Annotated in this window: 18 protein-coding genes; 14 read left to right on the top strand and 4 right to left on the bottom strand. The window is 71.8% G+C overall.

Features of this window, described 5'->3' with window-relative positions:
• Nucleotides 1-10 precede the first annotated feature (10 nt).
• Nucleotides 11-1,102 carry a LacI family DNA-binding transcriptional regulator gene (locus CYQ11_RS05805; RefSeq protein WP_099202141.1) on the bottom strand — a complete coding sequence of 364 codons (1,092 nt, stop codon included), beginning with the start codon at nt 1,100-1,102 and terminating at the stop codon, nt 11-13.
• A 157-nt stretch (nt 1,103-1,259) separates the two neighbouring features.
• Between CYQ11_RS05805 and CYQ11_RS05800 the strand changes: the two genes are divergently transcribed.
• From CYQ11_RS05800 to CYQ11_RS05745, 12 genes are all read left to right on the top strand, one after another.
• A complete protein-coding gene (locus CYQ11_RS05800) occupies nt 1,260-2,528 on the top strand; it encodes an MFS transporter (RefSeq protein WP_240003661.1) in 1,269 nt (422 codons plus the stop codon).
• A gap of 9 nt (nt 2,529-2,537) precedes the next feature.
• Nucleotides 2,538-3,899 carry a Pup--protein ligase gene (gene pafA / locus CYQ11_RS05795; protein ID WP_099202142.1) on the top strand — a complete coding sequence of 454 codons (1,362 nt, stop codon included), beginning with the start codon at nt 2,538-2,540 and terminating at the stop codon, nt 3,897-3,899.
• 149 nt (nt 3,900-4,048) lie between these two features.
• On the top strand, nt 4,049-5,029 hold the full coding sequence (locus tag CYQ11_RS05790) for an FKBP-type peptidyl-prolyl cis-trans isomerase (protein ID WP_099202225.1): 981 nt from the start codon (nt 4,049-4,051) through the stop codon (nt 5,027-5,029).
• Between the two features lie 65 nt (nt 5,030-5,094).
• The gene (locus CYQ11_RS05785) at nt 5,095-5,466 is read left to right on the top strand and encodes an FKBP-type peptidyl-prolyl cis-trans isomerase (RefSeq protein ID WP_099202143.1); all 372 of its coding nucleotides are present in this window, start codon (nt 5,095-5,097) and stop codon (nt 5,464-5,466) included.
• A 117-nt stretch (nt 5,467-5,583) separates the two neighbouring features.
• On the top strand, nt 5,584-6,558 hold the full coding sequence (locus tag CYQ11_RS05780) for a helix-turn-helix transcriptional regulator (RefSeq protein WP_099202144.1): 975 nt from the start codon (nt 5,584-5,586) through the stop codon (nt 6,556-6,558).
• Nucleotides 6,559-6,580: 22 nt separating this feature from the next.
• Nucleotides 6,581-7,543 carry a helix-turn-helix transcriptional regulator gene (locus CYQ11_RS05775; RefSeq protein WP_099202145.1) on the top strand — a complete coding sequence of 321 codons (963 nt, stop codon included), beginning with the start codon at nt 6,581-6,583 and terminating at the stop codon, nt 7,541-7,543.
• Between the two features lie 37 nt (nt 7,544-7,580).
• Nucleotides 7,581-7,829 carry a hypothetical protein gene (locus tag CYQ11_RS05770; RefSeq protein ID WP_099202146.1) on the top strand — a complete coding sequence of 83 codons (249 nt, stop codon included), beginning with the start codon at nt 7,581-7,583 and terminating at the stop codon, nt 7,827-7,829.
• Between the two features lie 74 nt (nt 7,830-7,903).
• Nucleotides 7,904-8,101 carry a hypothetical protein gene (locus tag CYQ11_RS05765; protein WP_099202147.1) on the top strand — a complete coding sequence of 66 codons (198 nt, stop codon included), beginning with the start codon at nt 7,904-7,906 and terminating at the stop codon, nt 8,099-8,101.
• Nucleotides 8,102-8,324: 223 nt separating this feature from the next.
• Nucleotides 8,325-8,606: a Sec-independent protein translocase subunit TatA gene (gene tatA, locus CYQ11_RS05760; protein WP_099202148.1), complete on the top strand. Its 282-nt coding sequence runs from the start codon at nt 8,325-8,327 to the stop codon at nt 8,604-8,606.
• Nucleotides 8,607-8,669: 63 nt separating this feature from the next.
• Nucleotides 8,670-9,608 carry a twin-arginine translocase subunit TatC gene (tatC, locus tag CYQ11_RS05755; protein WP_099202149.1) on the top strand — a complete coding sequence of 313 codons (939 nt, stop codon included), beginning with the start codon at nt 8,670-8,672 and terminating at the stop codon, nt 9,606-9,608.
• Between the two features lie 97 nt (nt 9,609-9,705).
• Nucleotides 9,706-10,599 (top strand): diacylglycerol kinase, encoded by an 894-nt coding sequence (locus CYQ11_RS05750; RefSeq protein WP_099202150.1) that lies wholly within the window; start codon nt 9,706-9,708, stop codon nt 10,597-10,599.
• Between the two features lie 44 nt (nt 10,600-10,643).
• The gene (locus CYQ11_RS05745; RefSeq protein ID WP_099202227.1) at nt 10,644-13,466 is read left to right on the top strand and encodes a DEAD/DEAH box helicase; all 2,823 of its coding nucleotides are present in this window, start codon (nt 10,644-10,646) and stop codon (nt 13,464-13,466) included.
• 131 nt (nt 13,467-13,597) lie between these two features.
• Here CYQ11_RS05745 and CYQ11_RS05740 read toward each other — a convergent pair whose 3' ends face one another.
• The 3 genes from CYQ11_RS05740 to CYQ11_RS05730 are packed head-to-tail and all read right to left on the bottom strand — an operon-like array spanning nt 13,598 to nt 16,142.
• Entirely contained in the window at nt 13,598-14,281 is a 684-nt protein-coding gene (locus CYQ11_RS05740) for a hypothetical protein (RefSeq protein ID WP_099202151.1), read from the bottom strand.
• Nucleotides 14,282-14,326: 45 nt separating this feature from the next.
• Nucleotides 14,327-15,184 carry a siderophore-interacting protein gene (locus tag CYQ11_RS05735; protein WP_099202152.1) on the bottom strand — a complete coding sequence of 286 codons (858 nt, stop codon included), beginning with the start codon at nt 15,182-15,184 and terminating at the stop codon, nt 14,327-14,329.
• Nucleotides 15,185-15,236: 52 nt separating this feature from the next.
• Nucleotides 15,237-16,142 carry a 5'-3' exonuclease gene (locus tag CYQ11_RS05730; RefSeq protein ID WP_099202229.1) on the bottom strand — a complete coding sequence of 302 codons (906 nt, stop codon included), beginning with the start codon at nt 16,140-16,142 and terminating at the stop codon, nt 15,237-15,239.
• Between the two features lie 170 nt (nt 16,143-16,312).
• Between CYQ11_RS05730 and CYQ11_RS05725 the strand changes: the two genes are divergently transcribed.
• On the top strand, nt 16,313-17,386 hold the full coding sequence (locus CYQ11_RS05725; RefSeq protein ID WP_240003662.1) for a quaternary amine ABC transporter ATP-binding protein: 1,074 nt from the start codon (nt 16,313-16,315) through the stop codon (nt 17,384-17,386).
• Nucleotides 17,379-19,193, top strand: a complete 1,815-nt coding sequence (locus tag CYQ11_RS05720; RefSeq protein WP_099202154.1) for an ABC transporter permease/substrate binding protein — start codon at nt 17,379-17,381, stop codon at nt 19,191-19,193. Before CYQ11_RS05725 ends, CYQ11_RS05720 begins: the two co-directional genes overlap by 8 nt.
• The last annotated feature ends 29 nt before the right edge of the window (nt 19,194-19,222 follow it).

The raw sequence follows: 19,222 nt of genomic DNA, 5'->3' as shown, positions 1-19,222 counted from the left end.
GTGGGGGGCGTCAGGGGGCGGCCGTGGTGGAGCCGCGGGTGACGAGCTCCACCGGGAGGGCCGTCGGGGTCACGGGCCGGCCGTCGAGTGTGGCGACGAGTGCCCGCATGCCCGCCGCGCCGACTTCCTCGGCCGGCAGCCGGACCGTGGTGAGCTCCGGTTCGAGGGCGGTGGCCAGGGGGAGGTCGTCGAAGCCGGTGACGGAGACGTCCTGGGGGACGCGGAGTCCGAGTCGCCGGGCGGCTTTGCAGGCGCCGGCCGCCAGGGTGTCGCTGTCGCAGATGAGTGCGGTGGGGCGGGGGCCGGGGCCGGTGAGGGCCCGTTCGGCGGCGAGTCGTCCGGCGGTCACGTCCAGGGTGGCCGTTTCGGTGCGTACCACGTCGCCGGTGCTTCCGTGGAGGGCGTCGGCCAGGGCCCGGGCTCTGACGCGGAAGGTCCAGGAGTCGATGTCGGCTGCGATGTGGGCGAAGTGCCGGTGGCCGAGTGCCAGGAGATGGTTCGTCACCTGCCTTATGCCGTCGGCGATGTCGAGGTTGACGGTGGTCGCGGCGTCGGTGCGTTCAGGGTCGCTGTCGAGCATGACCAGGGGGAGGTCGCCTTCGCGGATGTCGGCGAGCGCGTCGGCGGCCATGGAGGAGGCGATGACGCCGTCGAGGGCCGCCCGGGCGGAGGCGAAGGGGTCGCGGGCGGGGCCGGTCCCTTCGGGGGAGGGATAGAGGACGACGCCCACGCCGTGGTCGGTGGCGGCCCGGGCGGCGCCGGTGTAGACGCGGGCGAAGAATTCGTTGGTGAGTGCGGGGACGACGAGCAGGGCGGTGCGGGTGCGGCCCAGGCGGAGGTTGCGGGCGGCGAGGTTGGGGCGGTAGCCGAGGTCGCGGGCGGCGGCGCGTACGGCCTCGGCGGTGGGTTCGGAGACCCGGCCGCGCCATTTGTCGCCCATGACGAGGGAGACGGTGGCCTGGGAGACGCCGGCTGCGCGGGCGACGTCCCGGCTGGTGGCTCGGGCGGTGGCCGCGTGTGGCCCGCGGACGGTGGGCCACCGTCTGCCGTCCCGCCCCTCGTGACCGCTGCTGCTGGGACCGTCCTGCTCGACGTCCGTCACCGTTGCTGCGCCCCTCTCCGCTGCTGGTGTACCGCGTGGCTGGACCCGCGGGCTCCGATCATGGTACGTATAACGGGGTTAGTTATACGTAAAACCGGGATGGCTCGGTCAAAGGCGAACCGGGTGGGACGCCCCGGGACGGGATGAGAGGCGGACGATGGCGGGCGCGGGCGGCGGTTACGTCGAGATGCTCAAGACGCGGCACGCTGCGCGACTGCTCACCGGCACCCTGGTGGGCCGGCTGCCCAACGCCACGGCGGCGCTGGCGATCGTGCTGTTCGTACGTGCCGAGGGTGGTAGCTACACCCTCGCGGGCGCGCTCTCGGCCGTCTACGGCGTGGCCAACGCCGTCGGCCAGCCGCTGCTGGGCCGGGCTGTCGACCTGTACGGCCAGCCCCGTGTCATCCTGCCGTCGGCCGTGATGACGGCGCTGGGCATGGCGGTCTTCACCGTCGTCGGCCTGGACCCGTTGCCGCTGACCTACACGGCGATGATCGTGGCGGGCTTCTTCGCGCCGCCGCTGGAGGGCGGGCTGCGGGCGCTGTGGCCGTCGGTCCTGAAGAACGAGGACGATCTCCACGCCGCGTACTCCCTGGACGCGATCGCGCAGGAGCTGATCTATGTGGTCGGCCCGCTGATCGTGACCCGGATCGTCGCGATCTGGTCCGAGGCGGCCGCGCTGAACGCCCTGCACCTGATGGGTGTCGCCGGAGCCCTCGCGGTGGTCACCTCGCCGCCCTCGCGCAGCTGGCGCAGTGCGCCCCGTGAGGCGCACTGGCTGGGCGCGCTGCGCTCGCGGGGGCTGCTGGTGCTGCTGGGCACCTTCTTCTTCATCGGTTCGGCCCTGGGTTCGATAGCGGTGGCCGCGGTGGCCTACGGCGACGCGCACGGCGGCGGGAACATATCCGGCTGGCTGCTGTCGGCGCTGGGCGTCGGTGCTCTGATCGGCGGTTCCGTGCACGGTGCGCGTCAGTGGCCCGGCAGCCCCGAGCAGCGGCTGCGGGTGCTGGTGGGCGGGCTGGCGCTGCTCTACGTGCCGCTGGTGCTGGTGCCGGGCGTGGTGGCCATGACGGTTCTCGCCGGGGTGGCGGGTCTGTTCCTCGCGCCTTGTCTGGCGACCGCCTTCGTGGTGGTGGACCGGCACGCGCCGCGTGGCACGGTGACCGAGGCGTTCTCGTGGCTGGTGACGTCCTTCGGTGTCGGCGCGGCCATCGGCACGGCGTTCGTGGGGCCGGCGGTGCAGTCCGGCGGTGCGCGTTCCGGTTTCCTGGTGGCTGTGGGCGGCGGTGCCGCGGCTCTGGCGGTGATCGTCGCGGCCCGGCGTGCCCTGCGGGCCCCCGAGGTGCCCTCGACGGTCGTGGCCCGGTCGGAAAATGATCGAAGCGGTGCTGTCGAACCCGGTTTCAGCGCAGGGCATCAGGCGTAATGTTCAGGCATGGACCGCCGCATTTTCGGGCTGGAGAACGAGTACGGCGTCACGTGCACCTTCAGAGGACAGCGCCGCCTGTCCCCTGACGAAGTGGCGCGGTACCTCTTCCGCCGCGTTGTTTCCTGGGGCCGCAGCAGCAATGTCTTCCTGCGCAACGGCGCCCGTCTCTACCTCGATGTGGGCTCGCACCCGGAGTATGCGACTCCGGAATGTGACAGCGTGACCGAGCTGGTCACCCACGACAAGGCGGGCGAGCGCATTCTCGAGGGTCTGCTCGTCGACGCGGAACGGCGCCTGCACGAGGAGGGGATCGCGGGCGACGTCTATCTGTTCAAGAACAACACCGACTCGGCCGGGAACTCCTACGGCTGTCATGAGAACTACCTCGTGGCCCGGCACGGGGAGTTCTCCCGCCTGGCGGACATCCTCATCCCCTTCCTGGTGACCCGGCAACTGCTGTGTGGGGCCGGCAAGGTCCTGCAGACCCCGCGGGGCGCGGTCTACTGCGTCAGTCAGCGGGCGGAGCACATCTGGGAGGGCGTCAGTTCCGCCACCACCCGTTCGCGTCCGATCATCAACACCCGGGACGAGCCCCACGCGGACGCCGAGCGCTACCGCCGGCTGCACGTCATCGTGGGCGACTCCAACATGTCGGAGACGACCATGTTGCTGAAGGTCGGTGCCACCGACCTCGTGCTGCGCATGATCGAGGCCGGCACCGTGATGCGCGACCTGACGCTGGAGAACCCCATCCGGGCCATCCGGGAGGTCAGTCACGACATCACGGGCAGGCGCAAGGTGCGTCTGGCCAGTGGCCGGGAGGCGTCGGCGCTGGAGGTGCAGCAGGAGTACTACGAGAAGGCCGTGGACTTCTGCGAGCGGCGCGGTATCCGTACGGGGACGGTCGAGCGGGTCCTGGAGCTGTGGGGCCGGTCGCTGGAGGCCATCCGGGACGAGGATCTGGACCGGATCTCCACGGAGATCGACTGGGTGATGAAGTACCAGCTCATCGAGCGGTACCGGGCGAAGAACAACATCACCATGTCGCATCCGAGGATCGCTCAGATAGACCTCGCCTACCACGACATCCACCGTCGCCGGGGTCTGTACTACCTCCTGGAGAAGCGCGGTCAGGCGGCTCGGGTGTGCAACGACCTCAAGATCTTCGAGGGCAAGTCGGTGCCTCCGCAGACCACGCGTGCCCGGCTGCGGGGTGACTTCATCCGGCGGGCGCAGGAGCAGCGCCGGGACTTCACCGTCGACTGGGTGCATCTGAAGCTCAACGACCAGGCTCAGCGCACGGTGTTGTGCAAGGATCCGTTCCGCTCGGTGGACGACCGGGTGGAGAAGCTCATCGCGGGGATGTGAGCGGGGATTTCCGGTCCGTGAAGGGCACGGATGTGCGCCGGGTCCACCGGACCCGGCGCACATCCGTGTCGGACGGGGTTGATCGGCGGGATTCAGGCCGTAGAGTGACGGGCACTGCTCAGCGACCCCTATAGCCCGAGTTGGACTTCATGAACCACACGAAGAACGCGCGTCGCCTCGCTGCGGCGTTGGCCGTGCCCGTCCTGCTGCTGTCCGCCGCGGCGTGCGGTTCCGAAGGCGAAGGCTCCTCCGACGCCAAGGTGACGGTGGAGGGGAAGTTCGGGGAGAAGCCCGAGATCTCCGTTCCCAAGGACGCCAAGCCGGCGGACAAGCTCGTTGTGAAGACCCTGACCGAGGGCAGCGGCGAGAAGGCGGAGAAGGGTTCCTTCGTCCGGCTGGACTTCGCCGGGCAGACCATGAAGGACGACAAGACCCTCGGTGGGACCTGGGCGACGCAGGACAAGTCGCAGGCGGGCGGGCCGCGCCGACAGCTGGTGCAGCAGCTCGGTCAGCCGAGCCAGGAGATGCCCGCCAAGGTGCTGGACGCGGTGATCGGCCAGAAGGCGGGCAGCCGCATCGAGGTCGAGGGCACGGCGAAGGCGCTCATCGGCGACCAGCTCAACCCGCAGGCCGGCGTCAAGCCGGAGGACGGTCTGGTGTGGGTGATCGACGTCGTGGGTGCGCAGAAGGTCGACTCCAAGACCGAGGCCAAGGGCGAGCAGGCGAAGCCCGAGGAGGGCATGCCGGAGGTCAAGGCCAACGCGCAGAAGGCCGCCGACATCACCATCCCCAAGGGTGAGAAGCCTCCGACGGACCTCAAGGAGCAGCTGCTGATCAAGGGCAGCGGTCCGGAGATCAAGGCGGGTGACGGTCTGATCGCCCAGTACACCGGGGTGAAGTGGGAGGACGGTCAGAAGTTCGACTCCTCCTGGGACCACTCGGGTGCGACGGCCTTCCAGATCGGTACGGGGTCGGTCGTCCAGGGCTGGGACAAGTCCCTGGTCGGCAAGCACGTCGGTGACCGTGTCGAGCTGGTGATCCCGCCGAAGTTCGGTTACGAGGGTCAGGCCCAGAGCGGTCTGGACAAGAACACGCTGGTCTTCGTCGTGGACATCGTGGGCAAGGTCTGATCCGCTGGTCGCGGTCTGCCAGAATTGCACGGTTGTCATCACATTCCGTTCGTAGGAGCACGTTCGTGAGCATCGATAAGCCGGAGATCGACTTCCCGGAGGGCCCGGCGCCCGCCGACCTGGAGATCACCGACATCTGGGAGGGCGACGGCCCGGCCGCCAAGCGCGGCGACATGGTCAAGGTCCACTACGTCGGCGTGGCCTTCTCCACCGGTGAGGAGTTCGACGCGAGCTGGAACCGCGGCACGCCGCTCGAGTTCCCGCTGGGCGCCGGCCACGTCATCGAGGGCTGGGAGCGGGGCCTGGAGGGCATGAAGGTCGGCGGTCGCCGCAAGCTGGTCATCCCGGCCCACCTCGCCTACGGCGACAGCGGCCGTGGCCCCCGCATCGCGCCGGGCGAGACGCTGATCTTCGTTTGCGACCTGATGGGCGTCTGAGCCCCGGGTGATCGAAGGCCGAGGGCCCGTGCCTGCCTGGCACGGGCCCTCGGCTTTTGTCGTACGACCGGCGAGCGGTACGGTCATCGGTTGAGAGCACAAGTAGAGAGGGCGTCGATGGCGATTGCCAAGGCCGAGCGGCTGATGAACCTGGCGCTGTGCCTGCTGAGCACGCGTCGGCCGCTCACCAAGGGGGAGTTGCGCGCCTCCATCGAGGCCTACATCGAGGCCGCGACGGCCGGAGGCGAGCCGGGGAAGGACGACGCCTTCAACCGGATGTTCGAGCGGGACAAGGAAGACCTGCGCGAGCTGGGCCTGATCATCGAGACCGTCGAGGGCGTCGACGGCGAGACCGGCTACCTCGCCCGCCGTGACAGCAACCGCCTGCCTCCCATCACCCTCGACGTCGAGGAGGCCGCCGCCCTCGGCCTCGCCGCCAAGGTCTGGCAGCAGGCCCGGCTCGCCGGCGCCGCCAGCGGGGCGCTGCAGAAGCTGCGCGCCGCCGGGATGCCGCTGGCCGAGGACCCCTACGGCGCGACCAGTGCCCTGGAGACGCGCATCCCGGTCCACGAGGCCGCGTTCGAGCCGCTGATGCTCGCCGCCCGTGACCGGCGGCCCGTCGTCTTCGACTACCGCAAGGCCAGCGCCGCCCACCCCGAGCAGCGCCGGGTCGAGCCCTGGGCCCTGGAGTGCTGGCGCGGCCACTGGTACCTGGCGGGCTGGGACCGCGACCGGCAGGCCGAGCGGGTCTTCAGGCTCTCCCGGATCACCGGCAAGGTGCGCTCCCGGGCGCTGGCCTTCACCGCGCCCGTCCCCGACCACGTCACCGTGCGCGAGACGGTCGAGAGCTGGGCGGGCGAGACCGCCACCGGCACCGCCCGCATCAGGGTGCGCACGGGCCACGGCTATCCGCTGCGCGCCCGGGCCCTGTCCTCGCGCGAGCTCGGTGACGGCTGGGACGAGCTGGAGATTCCGTACGGGCACGGGCTGGACGCCTGGCTGGTGGAGTTCGGTCCGGACGTGATCGTGCTCGGGCCCGCCGAGCTGCGGGCCGACGTCGTCGACCGGCTGCGCGCCGTCGCCAAGGGCTGAGAGGAACGGGAGTCGACTTCTGATGGCAGGCAACGCCATTGACCAGACCCGGCGGATGCTGTCGCTGGTCACCTACCTGCGGGAGAGGCCCGGTGCCCGGGTGGCCGACGTGGCCCGTGCCTTCGGGATCACCGAGGACGAGCTGATCGGCGACCTCGACGTGCTGCCGATGTGCGGCACCAGCTTCCGGGGCGGTGACCTGCTGGACATCGACACCGACGGCGACCGCATCTGGTGGCACAACCCCGACGCGTCGTCCACCAGCACGGGCGAGCCGCTGCGGCTGGCCGCCGACGAGGCCACCGCCCTGCTGGTGGCGGCCCGTGCCGTGGCGACCCTGCCGGGGCTGCGCGAGAGCGACCGGCAGGCGCTGGTGCGCGCCACCGCGAAGATCGAGGCCGCGGCCGGGGAGGCGGCCGAGGCCAGCTCCCGGCTGTCGGTCAGCTTCGAGTCCGAGGGCGGCGTCTTCGCCGACGTGGACCGGGCCATCGCCGAGCGGCGCCGGGTCTGGCTGCGGTACTACTCCCCGGCCCGCGACGAGCTGACCGAGCGGGAGGTCGACCCGATCCGGTTGTTCGCCGTCGGCCACACCTACATGGAGGCCTGGTGCCGGCTCTCCGAGGCCCGGCGGACCTTCCGCCTGGACCGGGTGGCCGAGATCCGGCTGCTGGACGAGCCCTGCGACCCGCCGCGCGTGGAGCTGCGGGACCTGTCCGAGGGGCTGGTGCAGCCCGCCGTGGAGGACCCCGAGGTCGTCATCGAGGTGGGCCCCGGCGGCCGCTGGGTCGCCGAGTACTACCCGCACGACAGCGCCGAGGAGCTGCCCGAGGGGGCCTTGAGGATCACGCTGCGCACGCCCGACCCGGCGTCGCTGCGCCGGCTGGCGCTGCGTCTGGGCCGGGACGGGCGGATCGTCTCCCCGCCGGAGCTGGCCGACAGCGCGCGGGAGGCGGCGCGCGAGGCGCTGGCGGCGTACGGCGAGTGAAGGGCACGGGAGCGGGGCGGGGAGAGGGGCGCCGGGGATGACGCAGACGTCGGTGACGGCCGTGGCGGCCGCGGTCTTCAAGGCCGCGTGCCCCGACTGCCGGGGCCGTTTCGAGCTGGCCGCGGGGGCGCTGCGGCTGGCCATCGGTGCCAGCGACCGCACGACCTTCTACTCCTTCACCTGCCCCGACTGCGGCTCCGCCGTCCGCAAGCCGGCGGGGGAGCGGATCGTGGAGCTGCTGACCGGCGGGGGAGTGCGGACCCTGCGGCTGCACATCACCGCCTGAGGTCCGCTCCGCCGATCGAACGCGACATTTTGGTCATTCCCGTGCATTTCCCTCCCCGTCGATAGGCTCGTCCCATGTTCTGGCCCATGCTCGCCATCGCTCTCGGCTTCTGTGGCACCGCGGTGCTGGGGATCCTCGCCGTGCGGGTGTTCGCCGAGGTCCGCCGGCTGTCCCGGGAGGTGGCGGAGGCGTCACGGCGGATCACCCGGGCCGCGGAGGACCTGGAGCGGGCCGCGACGCCGCTGGCCGCGCAGCTGCCGCGCGAGGGCTGAGCCGGCCGGGCGGACGCCTGCGGCCTGCTGCGGTTTCGGGGCGGACGGTAGTCTGGTCGAGGCGGCTCTGGTGACGAGGCGGAGGGCCGCGACGGGAGTATGCACAGGGATTGCCCGGCGTTCACCCCTGCGCGTTACGATCGCTGGCGTACGGCTGATGGATATTTGTCCGATCGGCCGCCGGCCCCACCCCCATCCCGCTTCGGTGAGAAGGTACACGCTTATGTTCGGACGGCTCGGAGCTCCCGAGATCATCCTCATCCTCGTCGTCGTCGTCCTGCTGTTCGGGGCGAAGAAGCTTCCCGACATGGCGCGTTCCCTCGGCAAGTCCGCCCGCATCCTCAAGAGCGAGGCCAAGGCGATGAAGTCCGACGGCCAGGACAACGCCGCGGCCCCCTCGGACCCGCCCGCCGGCGAGCAGGGCCCGCGCACCATCAAGGCCGCGCCCGGCGACGTCACCTCCCGCCCGGTGGGCGAGCCCACCGACCGTACGACGCAGCGCTGACCCAGGACAGACTGAGACGGCCGCCCGAAGGCGACCGTCTGCCGCACGAGATAGGGACGTGGGTTGCTCAAGTCTGCCCGCAAGAAGGAGAAGGACCCCGAGGGGCGGATGCCGCTCGGGGAGCACCTGCGTGAGCTGCGCAACCGGCTGGCGAAGTCGGTCCTCGCGATCGTCGTCGTCGCCGTGGTGGCCGCCTTCTACTACCGGGACATCATCGAGGTCTTCAAACACCCGATCCAGGACGCGATCGGCTGCAAGATCTCCTTCGCCGAGCTGGCCAACAAGGACAGCCGGCAGCAGTGCGCCAGCATCACGATGTCGGGACTGGTCGGACCGTTCACCTTGATGGTGAAGGTGTCCCTGGTCTCCGGCCTGGTGCTGGCGAGCCCGGTGTGGCTCTACCAGCTGTGGGCGTTCCTCGCGCCCGGGCTGCACAAGACCGAGAAGAAGTACGCGCTGGGCTTCGTCGCGGCCGGCGTGCCGCTCTTCGCCGCGGGCGGCTTCTTCGCGTACAAGGTCCTGCCCTCCGCCGCCAAGGTCCTCATCGAGTTCACCCCGGGCGGTGTCGACAACCTCCTGCCGCTGGACGAGCTCATCGACCTCGTCACGCGCCTCGTGGTCGTCTTCGGGCTCTCCTTCGAGCTGCCCCTGCTGCTGATGATGCTGAACTTCGGTGGCGTCCTCAGCGGCCGCAGGATGCTCGGCTGGTGGCGCGGCATGATCATGTCGGTCACGGTCTTCTCGGCCGTGGCCACGCCGACGGTGGACCCGTTCTCGATGTTCCTGCTGGCCGGCCCGATCATCGTGCTCTACTTCATCGCCGTCGGCGTCGCGCTGCTGAACGACCGGCGCAAGCGTGAGGCGAACCCCGACCGGCTGCTCTCCGACGACGAGGCCGCCCCGCTGGACCTCACCCCCCAGCCCCTCGGCGACTCCGAGCCGCTGCCCCCGCTGTCCGAGCAGGGCGCCCACCACCGCGCCGGCTACGACGACGTGACCTGACCCGGCCGCCGCCCCTTGGGGGCCGGGATGCCGAGGGCGGCCGCCGAGCGGCCGCCCTTCGTCGTACCCGGCCGCCGACTACCGGTAGGGTCCCGGCGTGACCTGCGACATCACGTTATTCGTCAACCCCACGGCGGGCCGCGGCCGCGGCGCCCACGCCGCCCGGCCCGCGGCCCGGGTGCTGCGCGAGGCCGGGTTCCACGTGCGCACCGTGCTGGGCGAGGACGCCGAGGACGCGCTGCGCCGGGCGCGCGCGGCGGTGGCCGCCGGGACCGGCGCGCTGGTGGCCGTCGGCGGCGACGGCATGGTCTCGCTCGCCCTGCGGGCCGTGGCCGGCACCCTCACCCCGCTCGGCGTGATCGCCGTCGGCACCGGCAACGACTTCGCCCGCGCCACCGGCCTGCCCGTACGCGCCCCGGAGGCCGCCGCCCGCCTCGTCGCCCGGGAGCTCAAGGGCGACGGCGGCCGGCCCGTCGACCTCGGCAGGGTGGGGGAGACGTACTTCGGCACGGTCCTGGCCTCCGGCTTCGACTCGCGGGTCAACGACCGCGGCAACCGGATGCGCTTCCCCACCGGACGGCTGCGCTACGACGCCGCGCTGATCGCCGAGCTGGCCGCGCTGCGCCCCATCCCCTACCGCGTCCGGTTCGACGACGGGCCCGAGCAGCGGATCGAGGCCACCCTGGTCGCGGTCGGCAACAGCTCCTCCTACGGCGGCGGCATGCGCATCTGCGCGGGCGCCCGGCCGGACGACGGGCTCTTCGACATCACGGTCGTGGGTCCCTGCCGCCGTTCCACCCTGCTGCGCGTCTTCCCGAAGGTGTACCGGGGCACCCACCTGTCCCACCCGGCGGTGACCACCCACCGGGCCGCCAGGGTGACCCTGGAGGCCGAGGACGTCACCGGCTACGCGGATGGCGAGCCGCTGGGGCCCCTGCCCCTGACGGCCGAGACGGTGCCCGGCGCCGTGCGGCTCCTGGGAGCGCGATAAAGATCGGGTGGCTGTCAGAGGTCCCCGGTAGGCTCGTGAGCAAGATGACCGAGGACATGTCCCCTGCTGAGCGCTACGCCCTGGCACGGCAGCGCGCCGCCGAGCAGGCCACCGCACTCGCCCCCTTCCGCGAGATGTACGACTTCGAGCTGGACCCCTTCCAGATAGAGGCATGCCGGGCCCTGGAAGCCGGCAAGGGGGTGCTGGTCGCGGCGCCGACCGGCTCCGGAAAGACCATCGTGGGCGAGTTCGCCGTCCACCTCGCCCTGAGCCAGGGGCGCAAGTGCTTCTACACCACGCCCATCAAGGCGCTGTCGAACCAGAAGTACAGCGATCTCGTCAAGCGCTACGGCGCCGCCAAGGTCGGCCTGCTGACCGGTGACAACAGCGTCAACGCCGACGCCCCGGTGCTCGTGATGACCACCGAGGTCCTGCGCAACATGCTCTACGCGGGCTCGCAGACCCTCGTCGGCCTGGGCCACGTGGTCATGGACGAGGTGCACTACCTCTCCGACCGCTTCCGCGGCGCCGTCTGGGAGGAGGTGATCATCCACCTCCCCGAGTCGGTGACCCTGGTGTCCCTGTCGGCCACCGTCTCCAACGCCGAGGAGTTCGGCGACTGGCTGGACACCGTGCGGGGCGACACCGAGGTGATCGTCTCCGAGCACCGGCCCGTCCCCCTGTGGCAGCACGTGCTGGCCGGCCGCCGGATGTACGACCTCTTCGAGGAGAAGGCGACGCCCGACGGGGGCCGCAGCCGCCGCGAGGTCAATCCGGACCTGGTGCGCCTGGCCCGCATGGAGAACAGCCGCACCTACAACCCGCGCGAGCGCCGCCGCGGCAAGATGGTCCGCGAGGCCGAGCGCGAGCGCGAGCGCCGCCAGCGCAGCCGCATCTGGACCCCCAGCCGGGTCGAGGTCATCGAGCGGCTCGACGCCGAGGGTCTGCTGCCCGCCATCACCTTCATCTTCAGCCGCGCCGGCTGCGAGGCCGCCGTCCAGCAGTGCCTCTACGCGGGCCTGCGGCTCAACGACGACGAGGCCCGCGCGCGCGTGCGCGCCATCGTCGAGGAGCGCACCGCCGCCATCCCCGACGAGGACCTCCACGTCCTGGGCTACTTCGAGTGGCTGGAGGGCCTGGAGCGCGGCATCGCCGCGCACCACGCGGGCATGCTGCCGACCTTCAAGGAGGTCGTCGAGGAACTGTTCGTCAAGGGCCTGGTCAAGGCCGTCTTCGCCACCGAGACGCTGGCGCTGGGCATCAACATGCCCGCCCGCTCGGTCGTGCTGGAGAAGCTCGTGAAGTGGAACGGCGAGCAGCACGCCGACATCACCCCCGGCGAGTACACCCAGCTCACCGGTCGTGCCGGGCGGCGCGGCATCGACGTCGAGGGCCACGCGGTGGTGCTGTGGCAGCGCGGCATGGACCCCGCCGCGCTCGCCGGCCTGGCCGGCACGCGCACGTACCCGCTGCGCTCCAGCTTCAAGCCCTCGTACAACATGGCGGTCAATCTGGTCTCCCAGTTCGGGCGGCACCGCTCGCGGGAGCTGCTGGAGACCTCCTTCGCCCAGTTCCAGGCGGACAAGTCGGTCGTAGGCATCTCCCGGCAGGTACAGAAGAACGAGGAGGGGCTGGCCGGTTACCGCGAGGCCATCGAGTGCCACCTCGGCGACTTCGACGAGTACGCCCGGCTGCGCCGCGAGCTGAAGGACCGGGAGACCGAGCTGGCCAAGCAGGGCGCGGCGCAGCGCCGGGCCGCGGCCGCGGCGGCGCTGGAGCGGCTCAAGCCCGGTGACGTCATCCACGTGCCCACGGGCAAGTACGCCGGGCTGGCGCTGGTGCTGGACCCGGGGGTGGCGCCCGCCCGTTCGGACCGCCATCGCGGCTTCGACTACCACGACGGGCCCCGTCCGCTGGTCCTCACGGCCGAGCGGCAGGTCAAGCGGCTGGCCGAGATCGACTTCCCGGTGCCGGTGGAGCCGCTGGAGCGGATGCGCATCCCCCGCTCGTTCAATCCGCGCAGCCCCCAGTCCCGTCGCGACCTCGCGTCCGCGCTGCGCACGAAGGCCGGGCACCTGGTGCCGGACCGGCACCGCAAGTCCCGTGCGGCCGCCGCCGACGACACCGAGATCGCCCGGCTGCGTGCCGCGATCCGTTCCCACCCCTGTCACGGCTGTGACGAGCGTGAGGACCACGCGCGCTGGGCCGAGCGCTACCACCGCCTCCAGCGCGACACGCGTCAGCTGGAGCGGCGCATCGAGGGGCGTACGAACACCATCGCCCGCACCTTCGACCGGATCTGTGCCCTGCTGACCGACCTCGACTATCTCCACGGTGACGAGGTCACGGAGGACGGCCGGCGGCTGGCACGGCTCTACGGCGAGCTGGACCTGCTGGCCTCCGAGTGTCTGCGTGAGGGGGTGTGGGACGGTCTGGGCCCCGCCGAGCTGGCGGCCTGCGCCTCGGCGCTGGTGTACGAGGCCCGTGCCGCCGACGACGCGATGCCGCCGAAGCTGCCCGCCGGGGCGGCCAAGGAGGCGCTCGGCAAGATGGTCCGCATCTGGGGCCGGCTGGACGCCCTGGAGGAGCAGCACAAGATCAACCAGGCGGAGGGTGTCGGCCAGCGGGAGCCCGACCTGGGCTTCGCCTGGCCCGCGTACCGCTGGGCGTCGGGACACGGCCTGGACGAGGTGCTGCGGGAGATCGACATGCCCGCGGGTGACTTCGTGCGCTGGTCCAAGCAGCTGATCGACGTGCTGGGGCAGATCGCGGCGGCGGCTCCGTCCAGCAGCCCGGTCGCGCGGAACGCGCGCCGGGCGGTGGAGGGGCTGCTGCGGGGCGTGGTGGCGTACTCGTCGGTGGGCTGAGGAGGCCTCGCCGCCGCCCGGACGACATGAGGGGCGCCCCGCTGCGAGGGCGCTCCTCGGGGGCCGTGGGCCCGGGTGGGTTCTTGCTGCCGGGGCCCGGCCCCGGGGCGGGGCGGCCCGGGGCGCCGGGCTCAGGGCTTGGGGTCCTGCGGGGTCTCGCCCTTGCCGCCGTCACCGCTGCCGCCGTCACCGCCGCGCCCGCGCCGGCGCGTCAGAAGGTAGGTCGCCGCGGAGGCCAGGGCGGCCGCCAGGGCCGCCGTGCCCGCGATGACCGCCGCGAGGGCGCCGGGTCCGATGGTGGTGTCGTCGTCATCGGAGTCGTCGTCGGGGGCCGTCTCGCTGGTCCGGTCGACGACCTCGTCGTAGTTGCGGGGGCTGTCGCAGAAGTCGCGGTTGCCGGGATCCATGTCCGCGACGACCGTCATCTCGTCCGTGTCCTCCGGCTCGTCGTCGCCGGCCTTGAGCTCCACCGGGTAGGTGCCCGGCTGGATGTCACACAGGACCATCCCCGCGACCTGGGTGTAGAGCGAGCCGTCCTTGCCCTCCCGGAAACGCTTCGCCTTCAGGGTGAGCTTCTTGGCGAACGCGGGCGACTCCACCGTCAGCCGGCCGCCGTTGTCGTCCAGGACGGACTGACTGGTCGTCACCGTGAAGGTGATCTCGCGGCCGCGCTGCGTCGTGCCCCGGCTCGATATGGAGGAGCCCGAGCTGTCGGAGTCGTCGGAGCCCGACGGGGCGGCGGTCGCCGTGGCGGCGGGGGGCAGGGCGAAGGCGGCCACGACGAGGGCCGCCAGGGCTGTCCGGACTCGGTTCATGGGCCCGACCCTATCCGCGGCGGCCCGCCGCTCCGGGGGCGAGGGTCAGGCCGCGGTGCCCGCCGGGCCGCTCTCCTGCTCGGCCTCGACCTGCTGGTTCCACTCGCGCTTGGACGCCTGCCAGCCGTCCTCGTCGTGCCCCCGGCGCCAGTAGCCGGAGATCGACAGCCGCTCGCGCGGCAGCTCGCGCTCCATGCGCAGGTGGCGGCGCAGCTCCTTCACGAAGCCGGCCTCGCCGTGCACGAAGGCGTGCACGTCGCCGGCGGGGAAGTCGAGCGAGCGCACCGCCTCGACGAGGGCGGCGCCGACGGGACGGTCCGCGCGGTGCAGCCAGGTGACCTCCACGCCGGCGGGCAGCTGGAGCTTCTGCTCCTCGCCGGCGTCCGCGACCTCGACGAAGGCGTGGACGAGTGCACCCTCGGGGACGCGCTCCAGGGACGCGGCGATCGCGGGCAGGGCGCTCTCGTCGCCCACCAGCAGGTGCCAGTCGGCGGCCGGGTCGGGGGCGTAGGCGCCGCCGGGGCCGAGGAAGAGGACCTCCTCGCCCGGCCGGACCCGGGCGGCCCACGGCCCGGCGAGGCCCTCGTCGCCGTGGATCACGAAGTCGACGGCCAGCTCGCGGGCCTCTCGGTCGAAGGAGCGCACCGTGTACGTCCGCGTCCGGGGCCACTGGTCGCGGGGCATGTCGCGGCGGACGGCCTCGATGTCGAACGGCTCGGGGTAGGTCACGTCCTCCAGCGGGAAGAGCAGCTTGACGTAGTGGTCGGTGTGCTCGCCGGCGCCGAAGTCCGCGAGGGCCTCGCCGCCGAGGACCACGCGCACCATGTGCGGTGTCAGCCGCTCGGTGCGGAGCACCCGGGCGCGGTTGAGCCGGGGTCCCTTGCGTGCCGGACGGTCTGCCATGGCTGTCTCCCCTGATCCCCTGATAAAAGTTAGGTCTGCCTAACCTAACAGGTCATCGTTCGAGGGCGGTGAGCAAACGCTGCAACGACCCGCCCAGCCCCCAGCGTCCGGCCAGCGCGTCGAGCGCCTCGGCGTCGCGCGGCGCCGCCGGCAGGGCCGCGTCGAACGGGGCCAGCGGCACGTCGGAGGCCACCCGCACCACCTTCGGCGCCACCGCCAGATAGGGGCGGGCCTCGTCCAGCCGCCTGCGCTGCGCCGGGCTCAGCTTCGTCGCCGGGTCGTCGACCGCAGCCATGATCCCGGCGAGGTCGCCGAAGGACGCCAGCAGCTTGGCCGCCGTCTTCTCGCCGATGCCGGGCACGCCCGGCAGCCCGTCGCTGGGGTCGCCGCGCAGCAGGGCCAAATCGGCGTAGCCGGGGCCGTCCACCCCGTACTTCTCCCGCAGCACCGCCTCGTCGACCACCTGGAGCGTGCCGACGCCCTTGACCGGATACAGCACCCGCACCCCGCGGCGGTCGTCCACCAGCTGGTAGAGGTCGCGGTCGCCGGTGACGATGTCGACCGGGCCCGCGGACCGCCCGGCCAGCGTGCCGATCACGTCGTCGGCCTCGTACCCCACGGCTCCCACGCGGGCGATGCCGAGCGCGTCCAGCACGCTCTCGATCACCGGGACCTGCGGGGAGAGCGTGTCCGGCGTCTCCTCCTCGTCCGGAGCCCCCACGACCTCGTCCGCCACCCGGTGCGCCTTGTAGGAGGGGATCAGCTCCACCCGCCACTGCGGGCGCCAGTCGAAGTCCATGCAGGCCACCAGGTCGTCGGGGTGGTGGTCCTGGACCAGGCGGGCGATGAAGTCCAGCAGGCCGCGCACCGCGTTCACGGGCGTGCCGTCCGGGGCCTTCACCGATTCCGGCACCCCGAAATAGGCGCGGAAGTACAGGGAGGCGGTGTCGAGGAGCATCAGGCGTCGGGTCACGGACCGATCATGCCGCACCGCACTGACAACCACCCCGCCGGAATGTGAAGCGGATCACGTTCCGTTTGCCCGGGATGACCCGGGGCAGGCGCGACGCCGGAGTGGACCCGCCAGGGGAGGGGGAGGCGGTCCGTAGTTCGACCCGAGAGGTTTATGTGTCCAGGCTGAAGGCCGAGCATCTCTACAAGGTGTTCGGCAGACGACCCGAAGCCGCCGTCCAGCGACTCAAGGACGGCGCAGACCGTGACGAGCTGCGCGCGGACGGCACCACCGCGGCGGTCATCGACGCGTCGTTCGAGGTCGAGGCCGGCCAGATCTTCGTCGTGATGGGACTGTCGGGATCCGGCAAGTCCACGCTGCTGCGCATGCTCAACGGCCTGTCGGACCCCACCGCCGGACGCGTCCTCTACGACGGGCGGGACCTGACCGCCCTGACCCCGGCCGAGCTGCGCGACGTCCGCTCGCGGAACATCAGCATGGTCTTCCAGCACTTCGCGCTGTTCCCGCACCGCAGCGTGCTGGAGAACGCCGCCTACGGCCTGGAGGTGCGCGGCCTGCCCCGCGCCGAGCGTGAGGAGCGCGCCGCCCAGGCCCTGGAGCTGGCCGGTCTCAAGGGCTGGGAGACCTCCTGGCCCGACGAGCTCTCCGGCGGCATGCAGCAGCGCGTCGGCCTCGCCCGCGCGCTCGCCACCGACGCGGACCTGCTGCTGATGGACGAGTCGTTCAGCGCCCTGGACCCCCTGATCCGCCGCGACATGCAGGACCAGCTGCTGGACCTCCAGAAGCGGCTCAAGAAGACCATCGTGTTCATCACCCACGACCTCAACGAGGCCATGCGCCTCGGCGACCGCATCGCCGTGATGCGGGACGGCCGGATCGTCCAGAACGGCACCGCCGAGGACATCCTGGTCCGCCCCGCGAACGACTACGTCGCCTCCTTCATCCAGGACGTCGACCGCTCCCGGGTGCTCACCGCCGGTTCGATCATGGACGAGCCGGCCGGCGTGCCGGAGGGCACCACGGCCGTCGGCACCGCGACGCCCGTCTCCGAGCTGTTCACCCCCTTCTCGCTCAGCGACGCCCCCGTCGCCGTCACCGGCGAGGACGGCGAGCTGGCCGGCGTCGTCACCCGCGACCGGATGCTCGCGGCCCTGGGCGAGGCGCCGCAGCCGGGCGGAGCCGCGCCCGAAGCGGCGAAGACCGAGGGGGAGGTGACCGCCCGTGCCTAGGATCAACCTCGGTGGCTGGGCCGAGCACGCCGTCTCCTGGCTCCAGGCCCACCTCTCCTGGCTCTTCGACGCCGTCAACACCGTCCTGAGCGGCATGTACGACGGTGTCAACGCCACCCTCGGCGCCCCCGACGCGCTGCTCATGGCCGGCATCCTCGCCGTCGTCGCCTGGTGGCTGCGGGGCCTGCCCGCCGCCGTGCTCGCCTTCGCGGGCCTGGCGCTCATCGACTCGTTCGGCCTGTGGGACCGGGCGACGGCGACGCTCTCGCTCATCCTCGTCGCCAGCGTCATCACGCTCGTCCTCGCCGTGCCCCTGGGCATCTGGGCGGCCCGCGACCGGCGGGTGAGCGCGGTGCTGCGGCCCGTCCTGGACGTCATGCAGACGATGCCCGCCTTCGTCTACCTGATCCCCGGCGTGATGTTCTTCTCGATCGGCCCCATGCCGGGCCTGATCGCCACCATCGTCTTCTCGATGCCCCCCGGCGTCCGCATGACCGAGCTGGGCATCCGCCAGGTCGACGCCGAACTCGTCGAGGCCGCCCGGGCCTTCGGCACCACCCCGCGCCACACCCTCACCCGCGTCCAGCTGCCCCTCGCCCTGCCCACGATCATGGCCGGCGTCAACCAGGTCATCATGCTGGCGCTGTCCATGGTCGTCATCGCCGGCATGGCCGGCGCCGGAGGTCTCGGCGAGTCGGTGTACGCGGCCGTCACCCAGGTCGACATCGGCGGCGGCGTCGAGAGCGGCCTGGCCGTCGTCGTCCTCGCCATGTACCTGGACCGGATGACCGGCGCGCTCGGCAAGCGGGTCTCCCCGCTGGGCCGCCGCGCCTCCGCCAAGGAGGCCGCCCCCGCCCGCGGCCTCGCCTCCGCCAAGGTCCTCCGCTACCGGCCGGGCACGGCCGTGGCCACCGTCGGCGTCGTCGTCCTCGCGCTCGTCGCGGGCGGCGTGCAGCTCGTCGGCGGGGACGGCGGACGGCAGGCCGTCGCGGCCGGTGAGAACGTCGGACAGGGCCAGCGGATGAAGCTCGGCTACTTCCCCTGGGACGAGGCCGTCGCCTCCACCTACCTCTGGCAGAACATCCTGGAGGACCGCGGCTACAAGCCGGACGTCAAGCAGCTCGACCCGGGCCCCCTCTACACCGCCCTCGCCCAGGGCCAGATGGACGTCCAGTTCGACGCCTGGCTGCCCACCACGCACCAGCAGTACATGGAACGCTACGGCGACAAGCTCGCCGACCTCGGCGCCTGGTACGGGCCCACGTCCCTGGAACTGACCGTTCCCTCCTACGTCAAGGACGTCGACTCCCTGGCGGACCTCAAGGGCAAGGCCGGAACGTTCGGCGGGAAGATCGTCGGCATCGAGTCGAGCGCCGGCATGATGGGCAAGCTCAACGACAAGGTCCTCAAGGAGTACGGCCTGGACGGCGAGTACAAGGTCGTCTCGTCCTCCACGTCCACGATGCTCGCCGAGCTGGACCGGGCCATCAAGAAGAAGCAGCCGATCGTCACGACCCTGTGGTCCCCGCACTGGGCGTACGGCACCTACGACCTGAAGAAGCTCAAGGACCCCAAGGGCGCCTGGGGCGAGGGCGAGCAGATCCACGCCGTCGGCAAGAAGGACTTCGCCCGCGACTTCCCCCGCGTCGCCGGGTGGCTGAAGAACTTCAAGATGTCCGAGGCGGACCTGTCCTCCCTGGAGGCCGCGGTCCAGAAGGGCGGCAAGGGCAAGGAGAAGGACTCCGCCCGCCGTTGGCTGGACGCCCGCCCGGGCCTGATCGACAAACTGGCGCCCGTCACCGGCTGACCGTCCGCGCGACCGGGCGTACGGTGGGG

The organism is Streptomyces cinnamoneus, assembly GCF_002939475.1.
In the GTDB taxonomy this organism is placed as follows: domain Bacteria; phylum Actinomycetota; class Actinomycetes; order Streptomycetales; family Streptomycetaceae; genus Streptomyces; species Streptomyces cinnamoneus_A.
The sequence above is the reverse complement of the archived record's forward strand: the minus strand, read 5'-3'. Positions and strand labels throughout refer to the sequence as shown.